This is a genomic window from Ferrovibrio sp., from assembly GCF_035304305.1.
Lineage (GTDB): Bacteria > Pseudomonadota > Alphaproteobacteria > Ferrovibrionales > Ferrovibrionaceae > Ferrovibrio.
Window position 1 is genome coordinate 52,761 of record NZ_DATGQG010000054.1, and the last position, 15,386, is coordinate 68,146.

At 68.0% G+C, this 15,386-nt stretch carries 14 protein-coding genes; 5 read left to right on the forward strand and 9 right to left on the reverse strand.

Features of this window, described 5'->3' with window-relative positions; translation table 11 throughout:
* The first annotated feature begins 98 nt into the window (after positions 1-98).
* The 3 genes from VKZ87_RS06500 to VKZ87_RS06510 all read left to right on the forward strand — a co-directional run bounded on the left by VKZ87_RS06500 (position 99) and on the right by VKZ87_RS06510 (position 2,865).
* Positions 99-689, forward strand: coding sequence for a hypothetical protein (locus VKZ87_RS06500; RefSeq protein ID WP_324220439.1), 591 nt, complete (start codon positions 99-101; stop codon positions 687-689).
* Positions 690-878: 189 nt separating this feature from the next.
* Positions 879-1,871, forward strand: a complete 993-nt coding sequence (locus VKZ87_RS06505; protein ID WP_324220440.1) for a D-glycerate dehydrogenase — start codon at positions 879-881, stop codon at positions 1,869-1,871.
* A gap of 73 nt (positions 1,872-1,944) precedes the next feature.
* On the forward strand, positions 1,945-2,865 hold the full coding sequence (locus VKZ87_RS06510; RefSeq protein WP_324220441.1) for a pentapeptide repeat-containing protein: 921 nt from the start codon (positions 1,945-1,947) through the stop codon (positions 2,863-2,865).
* 3 nt (positions 2,866-2,868) lie between these two features.
* Here the strand turns inward: VKZ87_RS06510 and VKZ87_RS06515 are convergent, their stop codons facing one another.
* The 3 genes from VKZ87_RS06515 to VKZ87_RS06525 all read right to left on the reverse strand — a co-directional run bounded on the left by VKZ87_RS06515 (position 2,869) and on the right by VKZ87_RS06525 (position 8,258).
* On the reverse strand, positions 2,869-6,993 hold the full coding sequence (locus VKZ87_RS06515) for an AAA family ATPase (protein ID WP_324220442.1): 4,125 nt from the start codon (positions 6,991-6,993) through the stop codon (positions 2,869-2,871).
* 30 nt (positions 6,994-7,023) lie between these two features.
* On the reverse strand, positions 7,024-7,638 hold the full coding sequence (locus tag VKZ87_RS06520; protein WP_324220443.1) for a DsbA family protein: 615 nt from the start codon (positions 7,636-7,638) through the stop codon (positions 7,024-7,026).
* Positions 7,639-7,745: 107 nt separating this feature from the next.
* The gene (locus tag VKZ87_RS06525) at positions 7,746-8,258 is read right to left on the reverse strand and encodes a DUF721 domain-containing protein (protein ID WP_324220444.1); all 513 of its coding nucleotides are present in this window, start codon (positions 8,256-8,258) and stop codon (positions 7,746-7,748) included.
* A gap of 72 nt (positions 8,259-8,330) precedes the next feature.
* Here VKZ87_RS06525 and mutY point away from each other — a divergent pair, with 72 nt between their 5' ends.
* Positions 8,331-9,455, forward strand: a complete 1,125-nt coding sequence (gene mutY, locus VKZ87_RS06530) for an A/G-specific adenine glycosylase (protein ID WP_324220445.1) — start codon at positions 8,331-8,333, stop codon at positions 9,453-9,455.
* Here mutY and VKZ87_RS06535 read toward each other — a convergent pair.
* Entirely contained in the window at positions 9,412-10,203 is a 792-nt protein-coding gene (locus VKZ87_RS06535; RefSeq protein WP_324220446.1) for a crotonase/enoyl-CoA hydratase family protein, read from the reverse strand. The genes mutY and VKZ87_RS06535 overlap by 44 nt on opposite strands.
* 121 nt (positions 10,204-10,324) lie before the next feature.
* Here VKZ87_RS06535 and VKZ87_RS06540 point away from each other — a divergent pair, with 121 nt between their 5' ends.
* Positions 10,325-11,614 (forward strand): 3-deoxy-D-manno-octulosonic acid transferase, encoded by a 1,290-nt coding sequence (locus VKZ87_RS06540; RefSeq protein WP_324220447.1) that lies wholly within the window; start codon positions 10,325-10,327, stop codon positions 11,612-11,614.
* Positions 11,615-11,634: 20 nt separating this feature from the next.
* Here the strand turns inward: VKZ87_RS06540 and VKZ87_RS06545 are convergent, their stop codons facing one another.
* The 5 genes from VKZ87_RS06545 to VKZ87_RS06565 all read right to left on the reverse strand — a co-directional run bounded on the left by VKZ87_RS06545 (position 11,635) and on the right by VKZ87_RS06565 (position 15,206).
* On the reverse strand, positions 11,635-12,540 hold the full coding sequence (locus VKZ87_RS06545) for an SDR family oxidoreductase (protein WP_324220448.1): 906 nt from the start codon (positions 12,538-12,540) through the stop codon (positions 11,635-11,637).
* Between the two features lie 17 nt (positions 12,541-12,557).
* The gene (locus VKZ87_RS06550; protein WP_324220449.1) at positions 12,558-13,055 is read right to left on the reverse strand and encodes an HAD-IIIA family hydrolase; all 498 of its coding nucleotides are present in this window, start codon (positions 13,053-13,055) and stop codon (positions 12,558-12,560) included.
* A gap of 64 nt (positions 13,056-13,119) precedes the next feature.
* Positions 13,120-13,398, reverse strand: coding sequence for a hypothetical protein (locus VKZ87_RS06555; RefSeq protein ID WP_324220450.1), 279 nt, complete (start codon positions 13,396-13,398; stop codon positions 13,120-13,122).
* A 76-nt stretch (positions 13,399-13,474) separates the two neighbouring features.
* The gene (locus VKZ87_RS06560; RefSeq protein ID WP_324220451.1) at positions 13,475-13,942 is read right to left on the reverse strand and encodes a YcgN family cysteine cluster protein; all 468 of its coding nucleotides are present in this window, start codon (positions 13,940-13,942) and stop codon (positions 13,475-13,477) included.
* Positions 13,943-13,973: 31 nt separating this feature from the next.
* Positions 13,974-15,206 carry a polyhydroxyalkanoate depolymerase gene (locus VKZ87_RS06565; protein ID WP_414655630.1) on the reverse strand — a complete coding sequence of 411 codons (1,233 nt, stop codon included), beginning with the start codon at positions 15,204-15,206 and terminating at the stop codon, positions 13,974-13,976.
* Positions 15,207-15,386: the final 180 nt, after the last annotated feature.

Here is a 15,386-nt window from a genome sequence, read left to right on the forward strand (position 1 = left end):
TGATTTCTCGGGGCCATCCTCCGGGGAACGCGCCCGGGGGCCTTGAATTCGCCCCATTTGGCCGCCTAAGTCAGGGCGAAAAACAAGGAGAAACGGCCATGAATGCCTTCGTCCGAGGTCTAGCCGTCCTGGGTATTGCCGTGCTGGCGGCCGCCTGCAGCTCGGCGCCGGAACGGCTTGTGCTGCCGGAAATCACCTTCGAGGACCAGCCGAAGCTGACCTTCGCGGCCAGTGCCGTCGAAACCCTCGTCGAATACCAGCCGACGGCGCAGCCGCCGCATATCGAGCTCAACATCCCGCAGCCGCCGCAGGTGGTGGCGCAGCGCTGGGCCCGCGACCGCGTCGCCCTCGACAATACGCAGCAGAACACCGTCCGGGTGATCATCCGGAAGGCCAGCGTTACGGAGACCGATCTGCGCAAGACTCCGGGCCTCCGCGGCAGCTTCACCGAGGACCAGATCGCCCGCTTCGACACCGACGTGGAAATGGCGGTCCAGCTCCATGACGCGCGCGGCTTCCGCCTGGCCGAAGCCTCGGCCTCCGCGCGCCGCTCCAACAGCATCAGCGAGAAGGCGACCCTGAACGACCGCGACCGGGTCCTCCACGATCTGGTCCGCGAGACGTTGATGGACGTCAATCGCGAGCTGGAGCGCAATATCCGCCAGTATATGCCCCTTTACGTCCGCTGAACCCTGCCGCCCGGGACCGTTCGTACGCGAACGGAGCATTCCGGGCGGCAGCGCACCCGCCCCCGGCGATCGGCTGTTATCCTTCCGTGGCGGCAGCCGATTTCGCCCCCTCCAAGGTTTGTCTCGGTTAATTCGATCTGCTAGAGAGGGCGCAAAGCCCCTCCCCCTCGCGGAGCTGGAAACGCCTCAATGCCCACGCCGAAGAAGCGCCCCCTGGTCATCGTGACCCGCAAGCTGCCGGATCCGATCGAGACCCGGATGATGGAGCTGTTCGACACCCGCCTGAACGTGGCGGACCAGCCGATGACTCAGGCCGAGCTGATCGAGGCGGTGAAGGTAGCCGATGTGCTGGTCCCGACCATTACCGACCGGATCGACGGCGCCGTCCTTGCCCATGCCGGCCCGAATTTCCGCCTGATCGCCAATTTCGGCACCGGCGTCGACCATATCGACCTCGCCGCCGCCCGCCAGCGCGGGATCACCGTGACCAACACGCCCGGCGTGCTGACCGAAGACACCGCGGACATGACCATGGCGCTGCTGCTGGCGCTGCCACGCCGTCTGGTCGAGGGCGCCGTGGCGCTGCAGAGCGGCAAGTGGGACGGCTGGTCGCCGACCTGGATGCTGGGCCACCGCCTCGGCGGCAAGCGGCTCGGCATCATCGGCATGGGCCGCATCGGCCAGGCCGTGGCGCGCCGCGCGCGGGCCTTCGGCCTCTCGATCCACTACCATAACCGCAAGCGGGTCCACGAAAGCATCGAGCAGGAGCTGGAGGCGACCTACTGGGAAAGCCTCGACCAGATGCTGGCCCGCATGGACATCATCTCGATCCACTGCCCGCATACGCCGGCCACTTTCCACCTGCTGTCCGCCCGCCGCCTCGACCTGCTGCGGCCGCACGCCTACATCGTCAACACCGCGCGCGGCGAGGTGATCGACGAGAATGCGCTGGTCCGCAAGCTGCGCAAGGGCGACATTGCCGGCGCGGCGCTGGACGTCTTCGAGCATGAGCCGGCCGTGAACCCGAAGCTGCTCGAGCTGGACAACGTGGTGCTGCTGCCGCACATGGGCTCGGCGACGATCGAGGGCCGCAACGACATGGGCGAGAAGGTGATCATCAATATCAAGACCTTCGCCGACGGCCATGCTCCGCCCGACCGGGTCATCGCCGGTCTGCTCTGAACCGGGACGGCGCCTTCGGGCGCCGTTTTTTTGTTCCACAGACCATGGCTCGCCTGTAAGAATCTTCCCCGCCATGCCACCGACCTACGCCACCTGCCCGCCGAATCTGGGTGAACTGCTCGAATCGCATGGCCGCTACGTGCAGTCGCTGGGCAGTTCGGTGCGGATCGGCCGGCGGCTGATGCTGGAAAAGACCGATTTCGACGCCGTGCAGCTGCGGCGGCGCAACCTGCACCGGGCCGCCCTGCCCTTCTGCCGCCTGTCCTGTTCGGATTTACGCGAAAGCATCTTCACGGAAGCCGAGCTGCCGGGCTGCGACCTGACCGCCGCGGACCTGACGGACGCCAATTTCAGCAAGGCCGATCTGCGGGGCGCCGATCTCAGCCGCGCCGTGCTGACCAATACCTGCCTGAACGAAGCGCAGCTCGGGCCCTATGAGGCCGGAGGCAGCGGCATGACGACGCGGCTGCATGCCGCCAGCATGAAGGGCGCCTCCTTCGTCGGCGCCATCCTCAGGGAGGCGAGTTTCGACCACGCCAACCTGCAGGATGCCAGCTTCGCCTATGCCCGGCTGGAAAATGTCAGCTTCGCGGGCGCCGATCTGCGGGGCGCGGATTTCGCCCTCGCCGATCTCGGGCAGGGCATGGGCGAGGCGATCCTCGCCGCCGGCGGCAAGCTGGCCACGCCCATGGAGCCGGCCGAACTGCAAACGATTCTTGCCGAGCACCAGCAATGGGTGACCAGTGACGGCAGGCAGGGCCGGCGCGCCGTGCTGCGCGGCTGCAACCTCGCCGACGCAGTGCTGGCCCGTGCGAATCTCAGCGGCGCCGATCTGAGCGAAGCCAATCTTTCCGGCGCCGACCTGACAGGCGCCATGCTGATCTGCACCGACCTGCGCGGTGCCAACCTGCTGCGCATCAACGCCACCGACACCGATTTCCGCGGCGCCATGCTGGACGGCAGCTTCGGCTTCACGCCACTGGTGAGCGCGTAAGACCTACGCCGTCGCCTTCATCGCTTCCGCCGCGGCGAGGTCGACCGAAACCAGGGTCGAGACGCCGCGTTCGGCCATGGTGACGCCGAACAGGCGATCCATGCGCGCCATGGTGATCGGATGGTGGGTGACCACGATGAAGCGGGTACCCTCGCCGATATCGGAGGTCTGGCGCGCCATGGCTTCCATGAGGTTGCAGAGCCGCTCGACGTTGGAATCGTCCAGAGGGGCGTCCACCTCGTCCAGCACGCAGATCGGCGCCGGGTTGGTGAGGAAGACCGCGAAGAGCAGCGACAGCGCCGTCAGCGCCTGCTCGCCGCCCGAAAGCAGCGACATCAGCTGCAGCCGCTTGCCCGGCGGCGAGGCATAGATCTCGAGGCCGGCCTGCAGCGGGTCGTCGGATTCCACCAGCTGCAGATGGGCGCGGCCACCGCCGAAGACCTCGACGAACAGCTTCTGGAAATGTCCGTCCACCTTCTGGAAGGCTTCCAGCAGGCGCTCGCGGCCTTCCTTGTTCAGCGACGTGATGCCCTGGCGCAGCTTGTCGATGGCGGTGACCAGATCGGTCTGCTCGGTCTGCAGCGAGGTGAGCTTCTCCTCCACCTCATTGGCTTCCAGCTCGGCGCGCAGGTTCACCGGCCCCATATTGTCGCGTTCCTTGCGGAGCCGCTCGAGCCGGTTCTCCACGACGGAGAGTTCGGGGAATTCCTCGTCCTCGCCGACCTCGCCCGCCTTCAGCACGTTCTCCAGCGTGCAGTCCAGCGCCTCGCGCACCCGGATCGCCAGCTCGTCCATGCTGACCTTCTGGTGCTCGAGATCGGATTCGGCGCGCACGCGCGCTTCGCGGGCGGCGCCGAGCAGCTGCTCGATCTCGCGGGCGGTCTTGGCAGCCAGCTGCTGCGCGGCTTCCGCATTCGCCAGATGGTCGGCGGCTTCCTTGCGCGCGGCCTCGGCGGCCTCGATCTGCTCCAGCAGCGCCTGCCGGCGGCCTTCCAGTTCTCGCGGAATCTGCTCCAGCTTCTCCAGCTCCGCCGTCGCCTCGGCCTGGCGCGCGCCGAGCTGCTCCAGCTGCTGGCCGGCGCTTTCATTGCGGGCCCGGGCGGCGCGCTGCTCGATGACGATGGCTTCCAGGCGGCGGGCGCGCGCCTGGGCATCGAGGCGCAGCTGCTCCAGCGCGGCGCGGCGTTCGACCAGCACCTGCCGCAGCGCGTTGACCTCGTCGCGCACCATGGCGATCAGCTGGCGCACCTCGTCTTCCGCCGGCATGGCGGCGAGCGCCGCTTCCTCGGCAGCGCGGGCCTGTTCGGCCTCGGCAATCTCAAGCTCGGTCTGCTGCTTCTGCTCGGCCAGCGTGGCCAGACGCGACTGGCGCTCGGCCTCGCGGCGCACCATCTCGGCCTGGCGGTCGCGCGCCTCGCCCAGTTCGCGATCGGCGCGGGCGATATCCTGGTTGGCGCGTTCGCGGGCGGCATTGCGCTCGCGCTCGGCCGCCGCGATCGCCTGGGTGGCATGTTCGCGGGCGGTGTTGCGCTCGCGCTCGGCCGCGGCAACGCCCTGGTTCGCCCGGTCGCGCGCCGCCTGGCGTTCGCGCTCGGCATCGGCAACGACACGGCCCGCCTGCTCGCGTGCCTCGGCGGCGGCACGCTCGGCTGCCTGCACGACCGCGCTGGCGGCGCTGCGGGCTTCGGCGCGGTTCTGCTCGGCGGTTTCCACCACGGCGGCGGCCTGCCGGCGGGCGGCATTGCGCTCTTCCTCCGCGGCAGCCACGGCCTGGCGCGCGGCGCGCTCGGCCATCGCGGCCTCTTCGGTCGCCTGACGCGCGGCCTCGTAGGCGCGCTGGGCATCGGCAAGGCGGCCTTCCAGTTCGCGCAGCTCCTCGCGCAGATCGGCAAGGCGATTGCGCTGCTCCAGCTTCACCGAAGCGGAGGTCGGCGCGCCGGCCTTCACGGTGAAGCCGTCCCAGCGCCACAGCGCGCCGGAGCGGGTCACCAGCCGCTGGCCCAGCTTCAGGTCGGCACGCAGCCGCGCGCCGTCCACATCGTCGGCCACGACGCCGATCTGGCTCAGGCGGCGCTGCAGGGCGGCGGCGCCGGTGACGTATTTCGACAGCGGCTCGGCGCCGAAGGGCAGCGCCGGCGGATCCGACAGCGGCGGCAGCGCATCCCAGTGCATCGGCGCGTTGCGATCGGTCGCGGCATTCAGCTCGTCGGCCAGAGCGGCGCCCAGCGCCTTCTCATAGCCCGGCTCGACGGTGACCTGGTCGATCAGCGGCGGGAAGAGATTGCTTTCATCCAGCTTGAGCAGCTTGGTGAGGCCGGCTTCCTCGGCCTTCAGACGGGTCAGCTCGCCCTGCAGGCCCTGCCAGGCATCGCGCGCCTGCTGCTCGTCCTGCTGCTTGGCGGCGCGGGCGGCCTCGGCCGCTTCGACGCCGCTGCGGGCCGCCGCGATCTTCTCCGCATGCTCGGCCTCGACGGCATTCAGCCCGGCGCGGGCCGCCTCAATCTTCTGCGCATGCTCGGCCTCGACGGCATTCAGGCCGCCGCGCGCCTGCTCGATCTTCTGCTCATGCTCGGCGCCGACCTGCGCCAGCGCCGCGCGGGCGGCTTCGATCTTCTGCGCATGTTCGGCCTCGACCGCCTCCAGCGCGGCACGGGCCGCCTCGATCAGCCGCGCCTGTTCGGCCTCGACCGCTTCGTAAGCCTGGCGCGCGGCCTCGATCTTCTGCGCATGCTCGGCTTCCACGGCATCCAGGGCCTGCCGCGCGGTTTCCACGGCGGCCTGCCGCGCCTCCACCTCGGCATTGGCGGTTTCGGCTTCCATCAGAGCCTCGGTCTGCGCCTGCAGCCGCTGCTCTTCAGCCGACAGTTCCTCCAGTCGCGCCCGCAGGCGCTCCAGACGGCGGCCGGCATCCTCGATGGCCTGGCGCAGACGGGCCCGCTGGGCCTGCTCTTCCGCCGCGCGGTCGGTCAGGCGATCCAGCTCGGCCTGGCGTTCGTCCACCTTGCCCTGCGCCTCGCTGACAGCGGTTTCGGCGGCGGCCTGCGCCTCGGCCTCGCCGGCCCGCAAAGCTTCCAGCTGTTCGGCCTCGGCGGCCAGACGCGCGATGGTCTCCTCGGCATCCTGCGCCAAGGCGCTTTCGCGCTCGGCATCCGCCGCGATCTGCGCCAGCCGCGCGCGTACCTGCTCGGCGGCTTCCTGGGCACGGGCGGATTCCGCATCCAGGCCCTCGCGCGCAACGGTAAGGCGATGCAGCCTGGCACCGGCCTCTGCCTCGTTCTGCCGCAGCGGCGGCAGCGCCTCTGCGGCGATGCGCTCGGCGTCATGGGCTTCCGAGACCTGCAGGGTGCGGTCGGCAACCTCGCGCTCGGCCGCATGCAGGGCCTGCTCGGCATCGGCCAGCGCCTGGCGCAGGGCCTCATGCTTGAGGTGATACAGCATCGCCTCGGTCTTACGGATCTGGCCGGCGATGTTGCGGTAGCGGCTGGCCTGACGCGCCTGGCGTTTCAGCGACTGCAGCTGGTTGTCGAGCTGGCCGATGACGTCGACCACGCGCTCCAGATTCTGTTCGGCCGCCTTCAGGCGCAGTTCCGCCTCATGCCTGCGCGAATGTAGGCCCGAAATGCCGGCCGCCTCTTCCAGCAGCATGCGGCGGTCGGTCGGCTTGGCATTGATGATGGCGCCGACGCGGCCCTGGCTGACCATGGCCGGCGAATTGGCGCCGGAGGCGAGGTCGGCGAACAGCAGCTGCACGTCGCGCATGCGCACGTCGTTGCCGTTGATGGTGTAGTCGGAGCCCTTCTCGCGCTCGATCTTGCGGGTGATCTCCAGCGTGTCCTGGTCGTTGAAGGCCGCGGGCGCGGTCCGCGACTTGTTGTCCAGGGTGAGCGTCACCTCGGCGATATTGCGGGCCGGCCGCGTGGCCGTGCCCGCAAAGATCATGTCGTCCATCCCCGAGCCGCGCATGCGCTTGGCGGAATTCTCGCCCATGACCCAGCGCAGGGCTTCCACCAGGTTCGACTTGCCGCAGCCATTCGGGCCGACAATCCCCGTCAGGCCGGGATGGATGATGAAATCCGTCGGCTCGACGAAGGACTTGAAACCGGACAGGCGCAACTTGGTGAACTGCACGGGGACTCCCTTTCTGCGACGCGGCGGCGGTTACTTGGCCAGCGCGTTAAGCTTCTTGCGCAACTCGTCGAGCGCGGCGGCACCCGGCTCGAGCTTGCCGTTGATGATCAGGCTCGGCGTGGAGTTGACGTTGAACTTCTGATTGCCCTCGACGCGCTGCGCCAGGATGTAGTCGCCCAGCGTCTTGTCGCTGAGGCATTTGTCGAACTGCTCGGCCGGCATGCCGCCCAGCCGGGCAATCTGCCTCAGCGCGCCGAGCGGGTCCTTCGCCGTCGCCCACTGGCGCTGCTGCGCGAACAGCACGTCGAGATAGGTGAAATACCGGTCCGGTCCGGCGCAGCGCGCCAGGATCGCGCCCGTGAAGGCCAGCTGGTCGAGCGGGAAGTCGCGGAAGATCAGCTTGGCCTTTCCGGTATCGATGAACTCCTTCTTGATCGCCGGCAGGGTGTCGGCATGGAAGGCCGCGCAATGCGGGCAGGTCAGCGAGGCGTATTCGATGATGGTGATCGGCGCATCGGCCTTCCCCAGCACCATGTCCTGCAGCCGGGGGTCGGCATCCTGGGCCTGGGCCTGAATGGTAAACAACCCGGCCGCCAGCAGGACCAGGAACGCAAGGCGGGTACGGAAACGCTGTATATATTTCATAACGATACTCCGACCCCCTACATGTTGAGGGGCATTGTATGGGTGGCTCTTTCCGGCCTCAACCGGACTCTGCCGTTATCCACAAGAATCTGGCCGCCACAAGGCGTTCAGCGCTTCGCACCGAGAAGTGATCGCCCAAGGCTTTCAAGGGCTTGGCGCAGGGAACGGTCTTCCACGCCTCGCAGCAGCTCGGCCAGCCTGGCCTGCTCTTCCGCAGTCAGCGGCCGAGTCGCCGGACGGGGTTCCGGCGGCGACTCGGAGGGGCGCTGGATCGGCCGCTGTTTCAGCCGCAATCCGGCCACCGCCTGATAGCCGAAATAGCCGTTCACCTTCTCGATGATCAGGGGGCTGAGATGCTGGAACTCCAGCGCGAAGGCCGGGCTGACGGCGATCTCCAGGGTCGCCCCGTGGCCGGCGCCCGCGGCATAGATCAGCCGCTCGGGCTGGGTTTCCTGCGCCAGCAGCGGCCCGGCGATGTCGCCCCAGCGCGACAGGATATCGGCCAGAGCCGCGCCGCGCTTCTTCAGCACCGGGCGCGTCAGGCGCCCGAGCGCCAGGCCGAGCGCCTTCGGGGCATTCAGCCGGCGGGCCGGATCGTGCTTTTTCGACTCTTCCGTCATGAAGCCAGTTTACGCCGCATCCGGCGCGGCGGCGATGCTTGCCCGCGCGGCGCGCGATGCTAGGGTCCGGCCATGCTGAAACCGCGCCGCGATTCCGCCCCCCGCCAGGATGATCTCGCGACGCCGCTGCTGGCCTGGTATGACCGGCATCACCGCAGCCTGCCCTGGCGCAGTCCGCCCGGCGCGAAGCCGATGGATCCGTACCGTGTCTGGCTCAGCGAGATCATGCTGCAGCAGACCACGGTGCCGGCGGTCATTCCCTATTTCCTGAAATTCACCGCGCGCTGGCCGCGCGTGCAGGATCTTGCCGCAGCCGAAACCGACGAGGTGACGGCAGCCTGGGCCGGGCTGGGCTATTACGCGCGCGCCCGCAACCTGCACAAATGCGCGCAGGTGGTCAGCACGCAGTTCGACGGCGTGTTTCCCGACAGCGAGGCGGAACTGCTGAAGCTGCCGGGCGTCGGCGCCTACACGGCGGCAGCCATCGCCGCCATCGCCTTCGACAAGCCGGCCGCCGTGCTGGACGGCAATATCGAACGCGTGCTGGCGCGTGTTTTCGCGGTCGAGACGCCGCTGCCGAAAGCCAAGCCTGAGCTGCGCGTGCTTGCAGCCCGAGTGACGCCGGATAACCGGCCCGGCGATTTCGCCCAGGCCATGATGGACCTCGGGGCGACGATCTGCACGCCGCGCAATCCGGACTGCCTGCTCTGCCCGCTGGCGCAGCTCTGCGCGGGGCGCAGGCTCGGCGTTGCCGGCGAGCTGCCGCGCAAGGCGCCGAAAGCGTCACGGCCGGTGCGTCATGCCATCGCTTTCCTGCTGCAGCGCGACGATGGCGCCGTGCTGCTGCGCCGCCGGCCGCCGAAAGGTCTGCTCGGCGGCATGCTGGAAGTGCCGAGCACGCCCTGGCGCGAAGAGGCCTGGCAGAATGCCGAAGCCGCGACGCATGCGCCGGTACAGATCGACTGGCAGCCGGTGGATCTGGCCGCGGAGCATGTCTTCACCCATTTCGCGCTGAAGATCGGCGCGGTTTACGGCCGCATCGGCGCAGGCGAAGCCGCGACCGTCGACGGCATCTGGGAACAGCCGCGGGACGCCGCGCTGCCGACGGTGATGCGGAAGATGCTGGGCCTGCTGCCCCGCGACGGCCGCCCGGTCAGATCGACGAGAAATCGCCGTGGCGGCCAAGGCCGCCCTTGAAGCGGGCGGCGCCGGCGATCGCTTCCTGCTCGACGATGGGATAACCGCCTTCCGCCTCGTTATGCAGGGCGGCATCCAGCGAGAGATCCCACTGCCGGTAGCTGGAGGCCCGGTCGGCCTTCATGCAGCCGTTGGGGAAACGGGCGATTTCGGCCGCCAGCTGCTCGGCCGCCTGACGCGCCGCGCCCGTCGGCACGACGCGGTTGGCGAGACCGAAGGAGAGCGCCTCATCGGCTTTGACCGGACGGCCGGTCAGGATCATGTCGAGCGCGCGGCTGTGGCCGATCAGCCGCGGCAGCCGCACCGTGCCGCCATCGATCAGCGGCACGCCCCAGCGCCGGCAGAAGACGCCGAAGACCGCATCCTCTTCGGCAACGCGCAGATCGCACCACAGCGCCAGTTCCAGCCCGCCCGCGACTGCATAACCCGAGACCGCCGCAATCACCGGCTTGGAGAGATGCAGGCGGGTCGGCCCCATCGGGCCTTCGCTTTCCGGCGTGGCATCGTTGCGCCGGTCGCCATCGGCCACCGCCTTGAGGTCGGCGCCGGCGCAGAAATTGCCGCCCGCGCCCCACAGCACGGCAACGCGCGCCGCATCATCGGCATCGAAATCCTTGAAGGCCTGACGCAGCGCATCCGCCGTCGGACGGTCGACGGCATTGCGGGCCTCGGGGCGATTGAGAATCACCGTCGTCACCGCGCCCTGCTTTTCGATCCGCACACTGGTCTGCTGCTGTCCGTCGCTCATGATGTCCTCCCCGACTGCTGCAAGGCTGACAGTCATGGCGCAATCGGGCAAGCCGTAAGTCTTTCCGGCGTGCTCCCGTTACGGCAATCTGCGAAGTGAAGAAAACAGGCAAATCCGAAGAATGGCTTTCGACTGGCGGCGGAATTTATGGCGCGGCACCGGCTATCTGCTCGGTCCCCTGGTCCGCCTGTGGCTGCAGCGCCGCGCCGCGCGCGGCAAGGAAGAGCCGGCGCGGCTGAGCGAGCGCCTCGGCATTCCGGGCCTGCAGCGGCCGGAGGGCCGGCTGGTCTGGTGCCATGCCGCCAGCGTCGGCGAGGCGCAGGCCCTGCTGCCGCTGCTGCAGGCATTGCGCCGCCGCGAGCCCGGGCTGACGCTGCTGCTGACCACGGGCACCGTCACCTCCGCGCGTCTGGTGCAGCAGCGCAAGGCCGGCATGCCGGAAGGTGACGGCATTCTGCACCAGTTCGTGCCGGTCGATCTGCCCGGCGCGGTGGACCGCTTTCTCGATCACTGGCGACCCGATCTGGCGGTGTGGACGGAATCGGAATTCTGGCCCGGCATGCTGAACGGGCTGCGCCATCGCGGCATTCCGGCGCTGCTGATCAATGCGCGGCTGTCGGACCGCTCCTGCCGCCGCTGGCAGGCGGCGCCCGGCACCGCGCGCTGGCTGCTCGGCAGTTTTGCCGCGATCTACGCGCAGACCCATGGCGATGCCGAGCGGCTGCGCCGGCTCGGCGCCCGCGACGTGCAGGAGGTCGGCAATCTCAAGCTCGCCGCGCCGCCGCTGCCGGTGGACGAAGCGGCCGTCGCCGAATGGCAGCAGCGTCTGCAGGGCCGGCCGAGATGGCTGGTGGCCAGCACCCATCCGGGGGAGGAACCGCTCGCGGTTCTGGCGCACCGCTTCCTCGAGCCGCATTTCCCTGGCCTGCTGACGATCATCGTGCCGCGGCATCCCGAACGCGGCCCCGCGCTGGCGAGCGAACTGGGCGCGCCGGATCTGAATATCGCGCTGCGCTCGCGCGGCGAGATGCCGGATGCGAAAACGGATCTCTATATCGCCGATACCCTGGGGGAGCTCGGCCTGTGGTGCCGATTATCGCCGCTGGTCGCGATGGGCGGCTCGCTCATTCCCCATGGGGGACACAATCCGCTGGAGCCGGCGCGGCTGGGCTGCGCCGTCATCTTCGGCCCGCACATGTTCAATTTCACCGAGGCCGGTGCCGGCCTGATCGCGGCCGGCGGGGCGCGCCAGTTCGGCGACTCCTCAGGCCTGGCCGAGGCGGCGGCCGCGCTGCTGCAGCAGCCCGACACCTGCCGCCTCATGGGTGAGCGCGGGCAGCATTATGCCAGCGGCCATGAAAAGGTGGTCGACATCCTCGTCACGGCCATTCTGGACCGGCTGCCCCGCTGAACCTTCGGCCCCGGGGGCCGTCACTCCATGAAGGGCTTGGCGATATGCGCCACCTCTTCCATCGAGGAGCCGAAATGCATCGGCTTCGACATGTCGGTGATCTTGGCGTAATTGGCGGCGAAATCCTCCACCGTCACCTTGGCGTCGACGCCGAAGAACATGCCCTGCGACTCCATGATCTGCATCTTGGCGTAGAAGCCCGCGCCGGCCGAGATGATGTCGCCGGTGGCGCTGCAGGCCTCGGAGCAGAGATAGGCCACGGCCTGCGAGACGTATTCGGGCTTCAGATGCGGCAGCAGCTTGGGCGGCAGCAGCGATTCGGTCATGCGCGTCGCCGCGACCGGCGCGATCGTGTTCACCAGGATGCCGTACTTGGCGCCTTCCTGCTTCAGCGCGTTCATCAGGCCGACTACGCCCATCTTGGCGCCGGCATAGTTGGACTGGCCGAAATTGCCGTAGAGGCCCGAATTGGACGAGGTCATGACGACGCGTCCGTAATTCTGCTGCTGCATGATCGGCCAGGCTGCCTTGGTGACATAGGCCGAGCCGAGGAAATGCACGTCGACCACGGTGTCGAAATCGGCGATCTCCATCTTGGCAAAGGTCTTGTCGCGCAGGATGCCTGCATTGTTGACCACGATGTCGACGCGGCCGAAGGCATCCATCGCGATCTTCACGATGTTGGCGGCGGAAGCCGCGTCCGAGACGCTGTCGTAGCTGGCAACCGCTTCGCCGCCCTTCGCCTTGATCTCGGCAACCACCTGGTCGGCCGCCTTGGAGGAGCCGCCGGTGCCATCCACCGCGCCGCCCAGGTCGTTCACTACCACTTTCGCGCCGCGCTCGGCCAGCAGCAGCGCATGGCTGCGGCCGAGGCCGGCGCCGGCTCCGGTGACAATGGCAACGCGGCCGTTGAAATCGATGGCCATGATTTCCTCCGTTCTTTCTACAGCTTGTGTTCGAGAATGAGATCGCAGACCTCGCGCACGGCGCCGTGGCCGCCGCTGGCCTGGGTGACATAGGCCGCCGCCGCTTTCACCGTCGGCCGGGCATTGGCGACGGCCACAGGCAGCCCGACCGCCTGCAGCACGTCGAGATCGTTGAGATCGTCGGCGACATGGCAGACCTGCTCCAGCCCGATCCCGAGCTCGGTACAGATCGCCTGCAGCGCCGGCAGCTTGTGGCGCACGCCCATATGGCCGAAACGGATCTTCAGCTTCTCGATGCGGCGGGCGATCGAGGGCGTGTCGCTCATGGTGATCAGCGCGACTTCGATGCCGGCCTCCTTCACCATCAGGATGCCGAAGCCGTCCTGCACGAAATACTTGCGCAGCTCGGTGCCCTCGTCGGTGTAGTAGATGCCGCCATCGGTCAGCGTGCCGTCGAGATCGAGCGACAGCAGCTTCACGGCGCGGAACTTGGCGATCAGATCGGCATCGAGCATCGGTCTTCCCCCGGAGCGCCGAAGATAGCGGGGAAATCCGCCACGGCGCCAGTCACAGACGCGCCTAACGCTGCGGCATGCGGCGTTCCTGGTCGCGTTCCATGCGCATCCGGTCGAGATCGTTGCGGCGCTGGCGCTCCATGTCCTGCCGCTCGGCCTCGAATCGCTGCTGCTGCTGCGACTGGATCTGGCGCTGCTCGCGTTCCTGCTCCATCCGCCGGCTCTCGTTGCTGAGGCGGTTCCACTCGCTCGGCGCGGCCGGATCGGCGGGAGCGGGCGGCGGCGACTGGGCCAGGGCGGGGCCCGCCGCCAGCAGCATCGCTATGATCGGGAGAAGTCGCATGATGGCCTCCATCATCAGGGCCCCATGCTGCCCGGCGAATCGGGCCTTTGCGTGGCAGCCTGGCGGGGCGGCCGGCTTATCGGCCAGGCCTGGGCGGGCCGCGATGGTCGAGCCAGTAGACGATGTGGTCCTCCAGCTCGCCCGCCTCCTTCTCGGAGATGCAGCGTCCCGCCACCGACATGCCGGCCTGGTGCACCGTCTCGCGGCTGCCGCTTTTCAGCGGATGCCACCAGGGCAGGTCCTTGCCGGCATGAACGAGGCGATAGGCGCAGGTCCTCGGCAGCCAGTTCATTTTCGCCACCTTGGCCGGCGTGAGCTGGATGCAGTCGGGCACCAGCTTCTTGCGCTTCGGATAGTTGCTGCACTGTCCGGTGGCGCAGTTCAGCAGCTTGCAGGCGACGTTAGTCTGCTCGAGTTTGCCGGTTTCCTCGTCTTCCAGACGATAAAGGCAGCATTTGCCGCAGCCGTCGCACAGCGACTCCCATTCGGAAGGCGTCATCTGGTCGAGGCGCTTGCGCCGCCAGAAGGGAATCGCGCGGGACATGGCGCGACACTAGACCCGCGATGCGCCCGCGTCAGCCCTTATGATGCTGGCGGATGAAGGCGGTGACCTTCGGCGCGATTTCCTCGCGCCAGCGGCGGCCGTTGAACACGCCGTAATGGCCGACGCCGGCCTGCAGATGATGCATGCGCTTCGCGTTCGGGATATTCGGGCAGATGGTGTGCGCGGCATAGGTCTGGCCGACGCCGGAAATGTCGTCCTTCTCGCCTTCCACGGTCAGCAGCGCGGTTTTGGAAATGGCGGCGGTATCGACCTTCTCGCCGCGCCAGCGCATCAGGCCGCGCGGCAGCTGATGTTCCTGGAACACGCGCTGCACCGTCTGCAGGTAGTATTCCGCCGGCAGGTCCATGACCGCGAGATACTCGTCGTAGAAGGTCTGGTGCGCCTTGGCGCTGTCGCCGTCGCCCTTCACCAGATGGTGGAACAGCCGCACATGGGCGCCGACATGACGGTCCAGATTCATCGTCATGAAGCCGGTGAGCTGGATGAAGCCCGGATAGACCGGCCGCATGAAGCCGGCATGCGGAAACGGCACGCGGCTGATCACGCTGTGCTCGAACCACTCGATCGAACGCTCCTGGGCCAGATTGTTGGGTACCGTCGGGCTGATGCGGGTATCGATCGGGCCGCCCATCAGCGTCATCGAGCGCGGCAGATTCGGATGCTTCTCGGCCGACATCAGGGCCACGGCGGCCAGCACCGGTACGGAGGGCTGGCAGACCGCCATGACATGGCTGCCCGGACCGAGCAGGTCGAGGAAGTGGCGAACGTAATCGATGTAGTCGTCAAGTTCGAACGGACCCTCGCGCAGCGGCACGTCGCGGGCATCCCGCCAGTCGGTGATGTAGACCTCATGGTTGGGCAGCATGGCCTCCACCGTGCCGCGCAGCAGAGTGGCGAAATGGCCCGACAGGGGCGCCACGATCAGCAGCTTCGGATCCCGGCGCTCCTCGCAGCCTTCGCGGACGAAATGCTTGAGCTGCCCGAAGGGCAGGCGCAGCACGACCTCCTCGCGCACCCGGCGGGTCGTGCCGTCGACCATCGTGGTTTCGAGGCCGAATTTCGGCTTGGGGTAGCGGCGGGTGATGTTGTTGAAGACTTCCAGCCCGGCTGCCATGGAACGGGCGGCCGGCGTGTAGTTCAACGGCAGATAGGGAAGCCGCAGCGCCGCGGACTGAACTTCGGCCAGCGCGCGAACCGGCTGCAGCGCGACACGCTGCATCTCGTAAAAGGAATAGATCAACACGGCCACCCCTCCTGCCGGTACCGGACGCGCCCCCGCGATGCGGCACCGGAACAAAATCCCGGAACGAAGCGACGCAAATGGCTGGTGTCGATTCGCTGGTTATCAATTTGTAATACGATGCTTTCGCAGCCGCATAATCCTTTTTGCGTTGCAAAACGAAAACGCGTACCGAAAGTTGCG

Bases quoted from the DNA above. Each gene is read 5' to 3' on its own strand.
- VKZ87_RS06520 (WP_324220443.1), bottom strand. From the start codon at position 7,638: ATGAAATATATACAGCGTTTCCGTACCCGCCTTGCGTTCCTGGTCCTG.
- VKZ87_RS06535 (WP_324220446.1), bottom strand. From the start codon at position 10,203: ATGAGCGACGGACAGCAGCAGACCAGTGTGCGGATCGAAAAGCAGGGC.
- VKZ87_RS06510 (WP_324220441.1), top strand. From the start codon at position 1,945: ATGCCACCGACCTACGCCACCTGCCCGCCGAATCTGGGTGAACTGCTC.
- VKZ87_RS06545 (WP_324220448.1), bottom strand. From the start codon at position 12,540: ATGGCCATCGATTTCAACGGCCGCGTTGCCATTGTCACCGGAGCCGGC.
- VKZ87_RS06505 (WP_324220440.1), top strand. From the start codon at position 879: ATGCCCACGCCGAAGAAGCGCCCCCTGGTCATCGTGACCCGCAAGCTG.
- VKZ87_RS06525 (WP_324220444.1), bottom strand. From the start codon at position 8,258: ATGACGGAAGAGTCGAAAAAGCACGATCCGGCCCGCCGGCTGAATGCC.
- mutY (WP_324220445.1), top strand. From the start codon at position 8,331: ATGCTGAAACCGCGCCGCGATTCCGCCCCCCGCCAGGATGATCTCGCG.
- VKZ87_RS06555 (WP_324220450.1), bottom strand. From the start codon at position 13,398: ATGCGACTTCTCCCGATCATAGCGATGCTGCTGGCGGCGGGCCCCGCC.
- VKZ87_RS06500 (WP_324220439.1), top strand. From the start codon at position 99: ATGAATGCCTTCGTCCGAGGTCTAGCCGTCCTGGGTATTGCCGTGCTG.
- VKZ87_RS06560 (WP_324220451.1), bottom strand. From the start codon at position 13,942: ATGTCCCGCGCGATTCCCTTCTGGCGGCGCAAGCGCCTCGACCAGATG.
- VKZ87_RS06550 (WP_324220449.1), bottom strand. From the start codon at position 13,055: ATGCTCGATGCCGATCTGATCGCCAAGTTCCGCGCCGTGAAGCTGCTG.
- VKZ87_RS06540 (WP_324220447.1), top strand. From the start codon at position 10,325: ATGGCTTTCGACTGGCGGCGGAATTTATGGCGCGGCACCGGCTATCTG.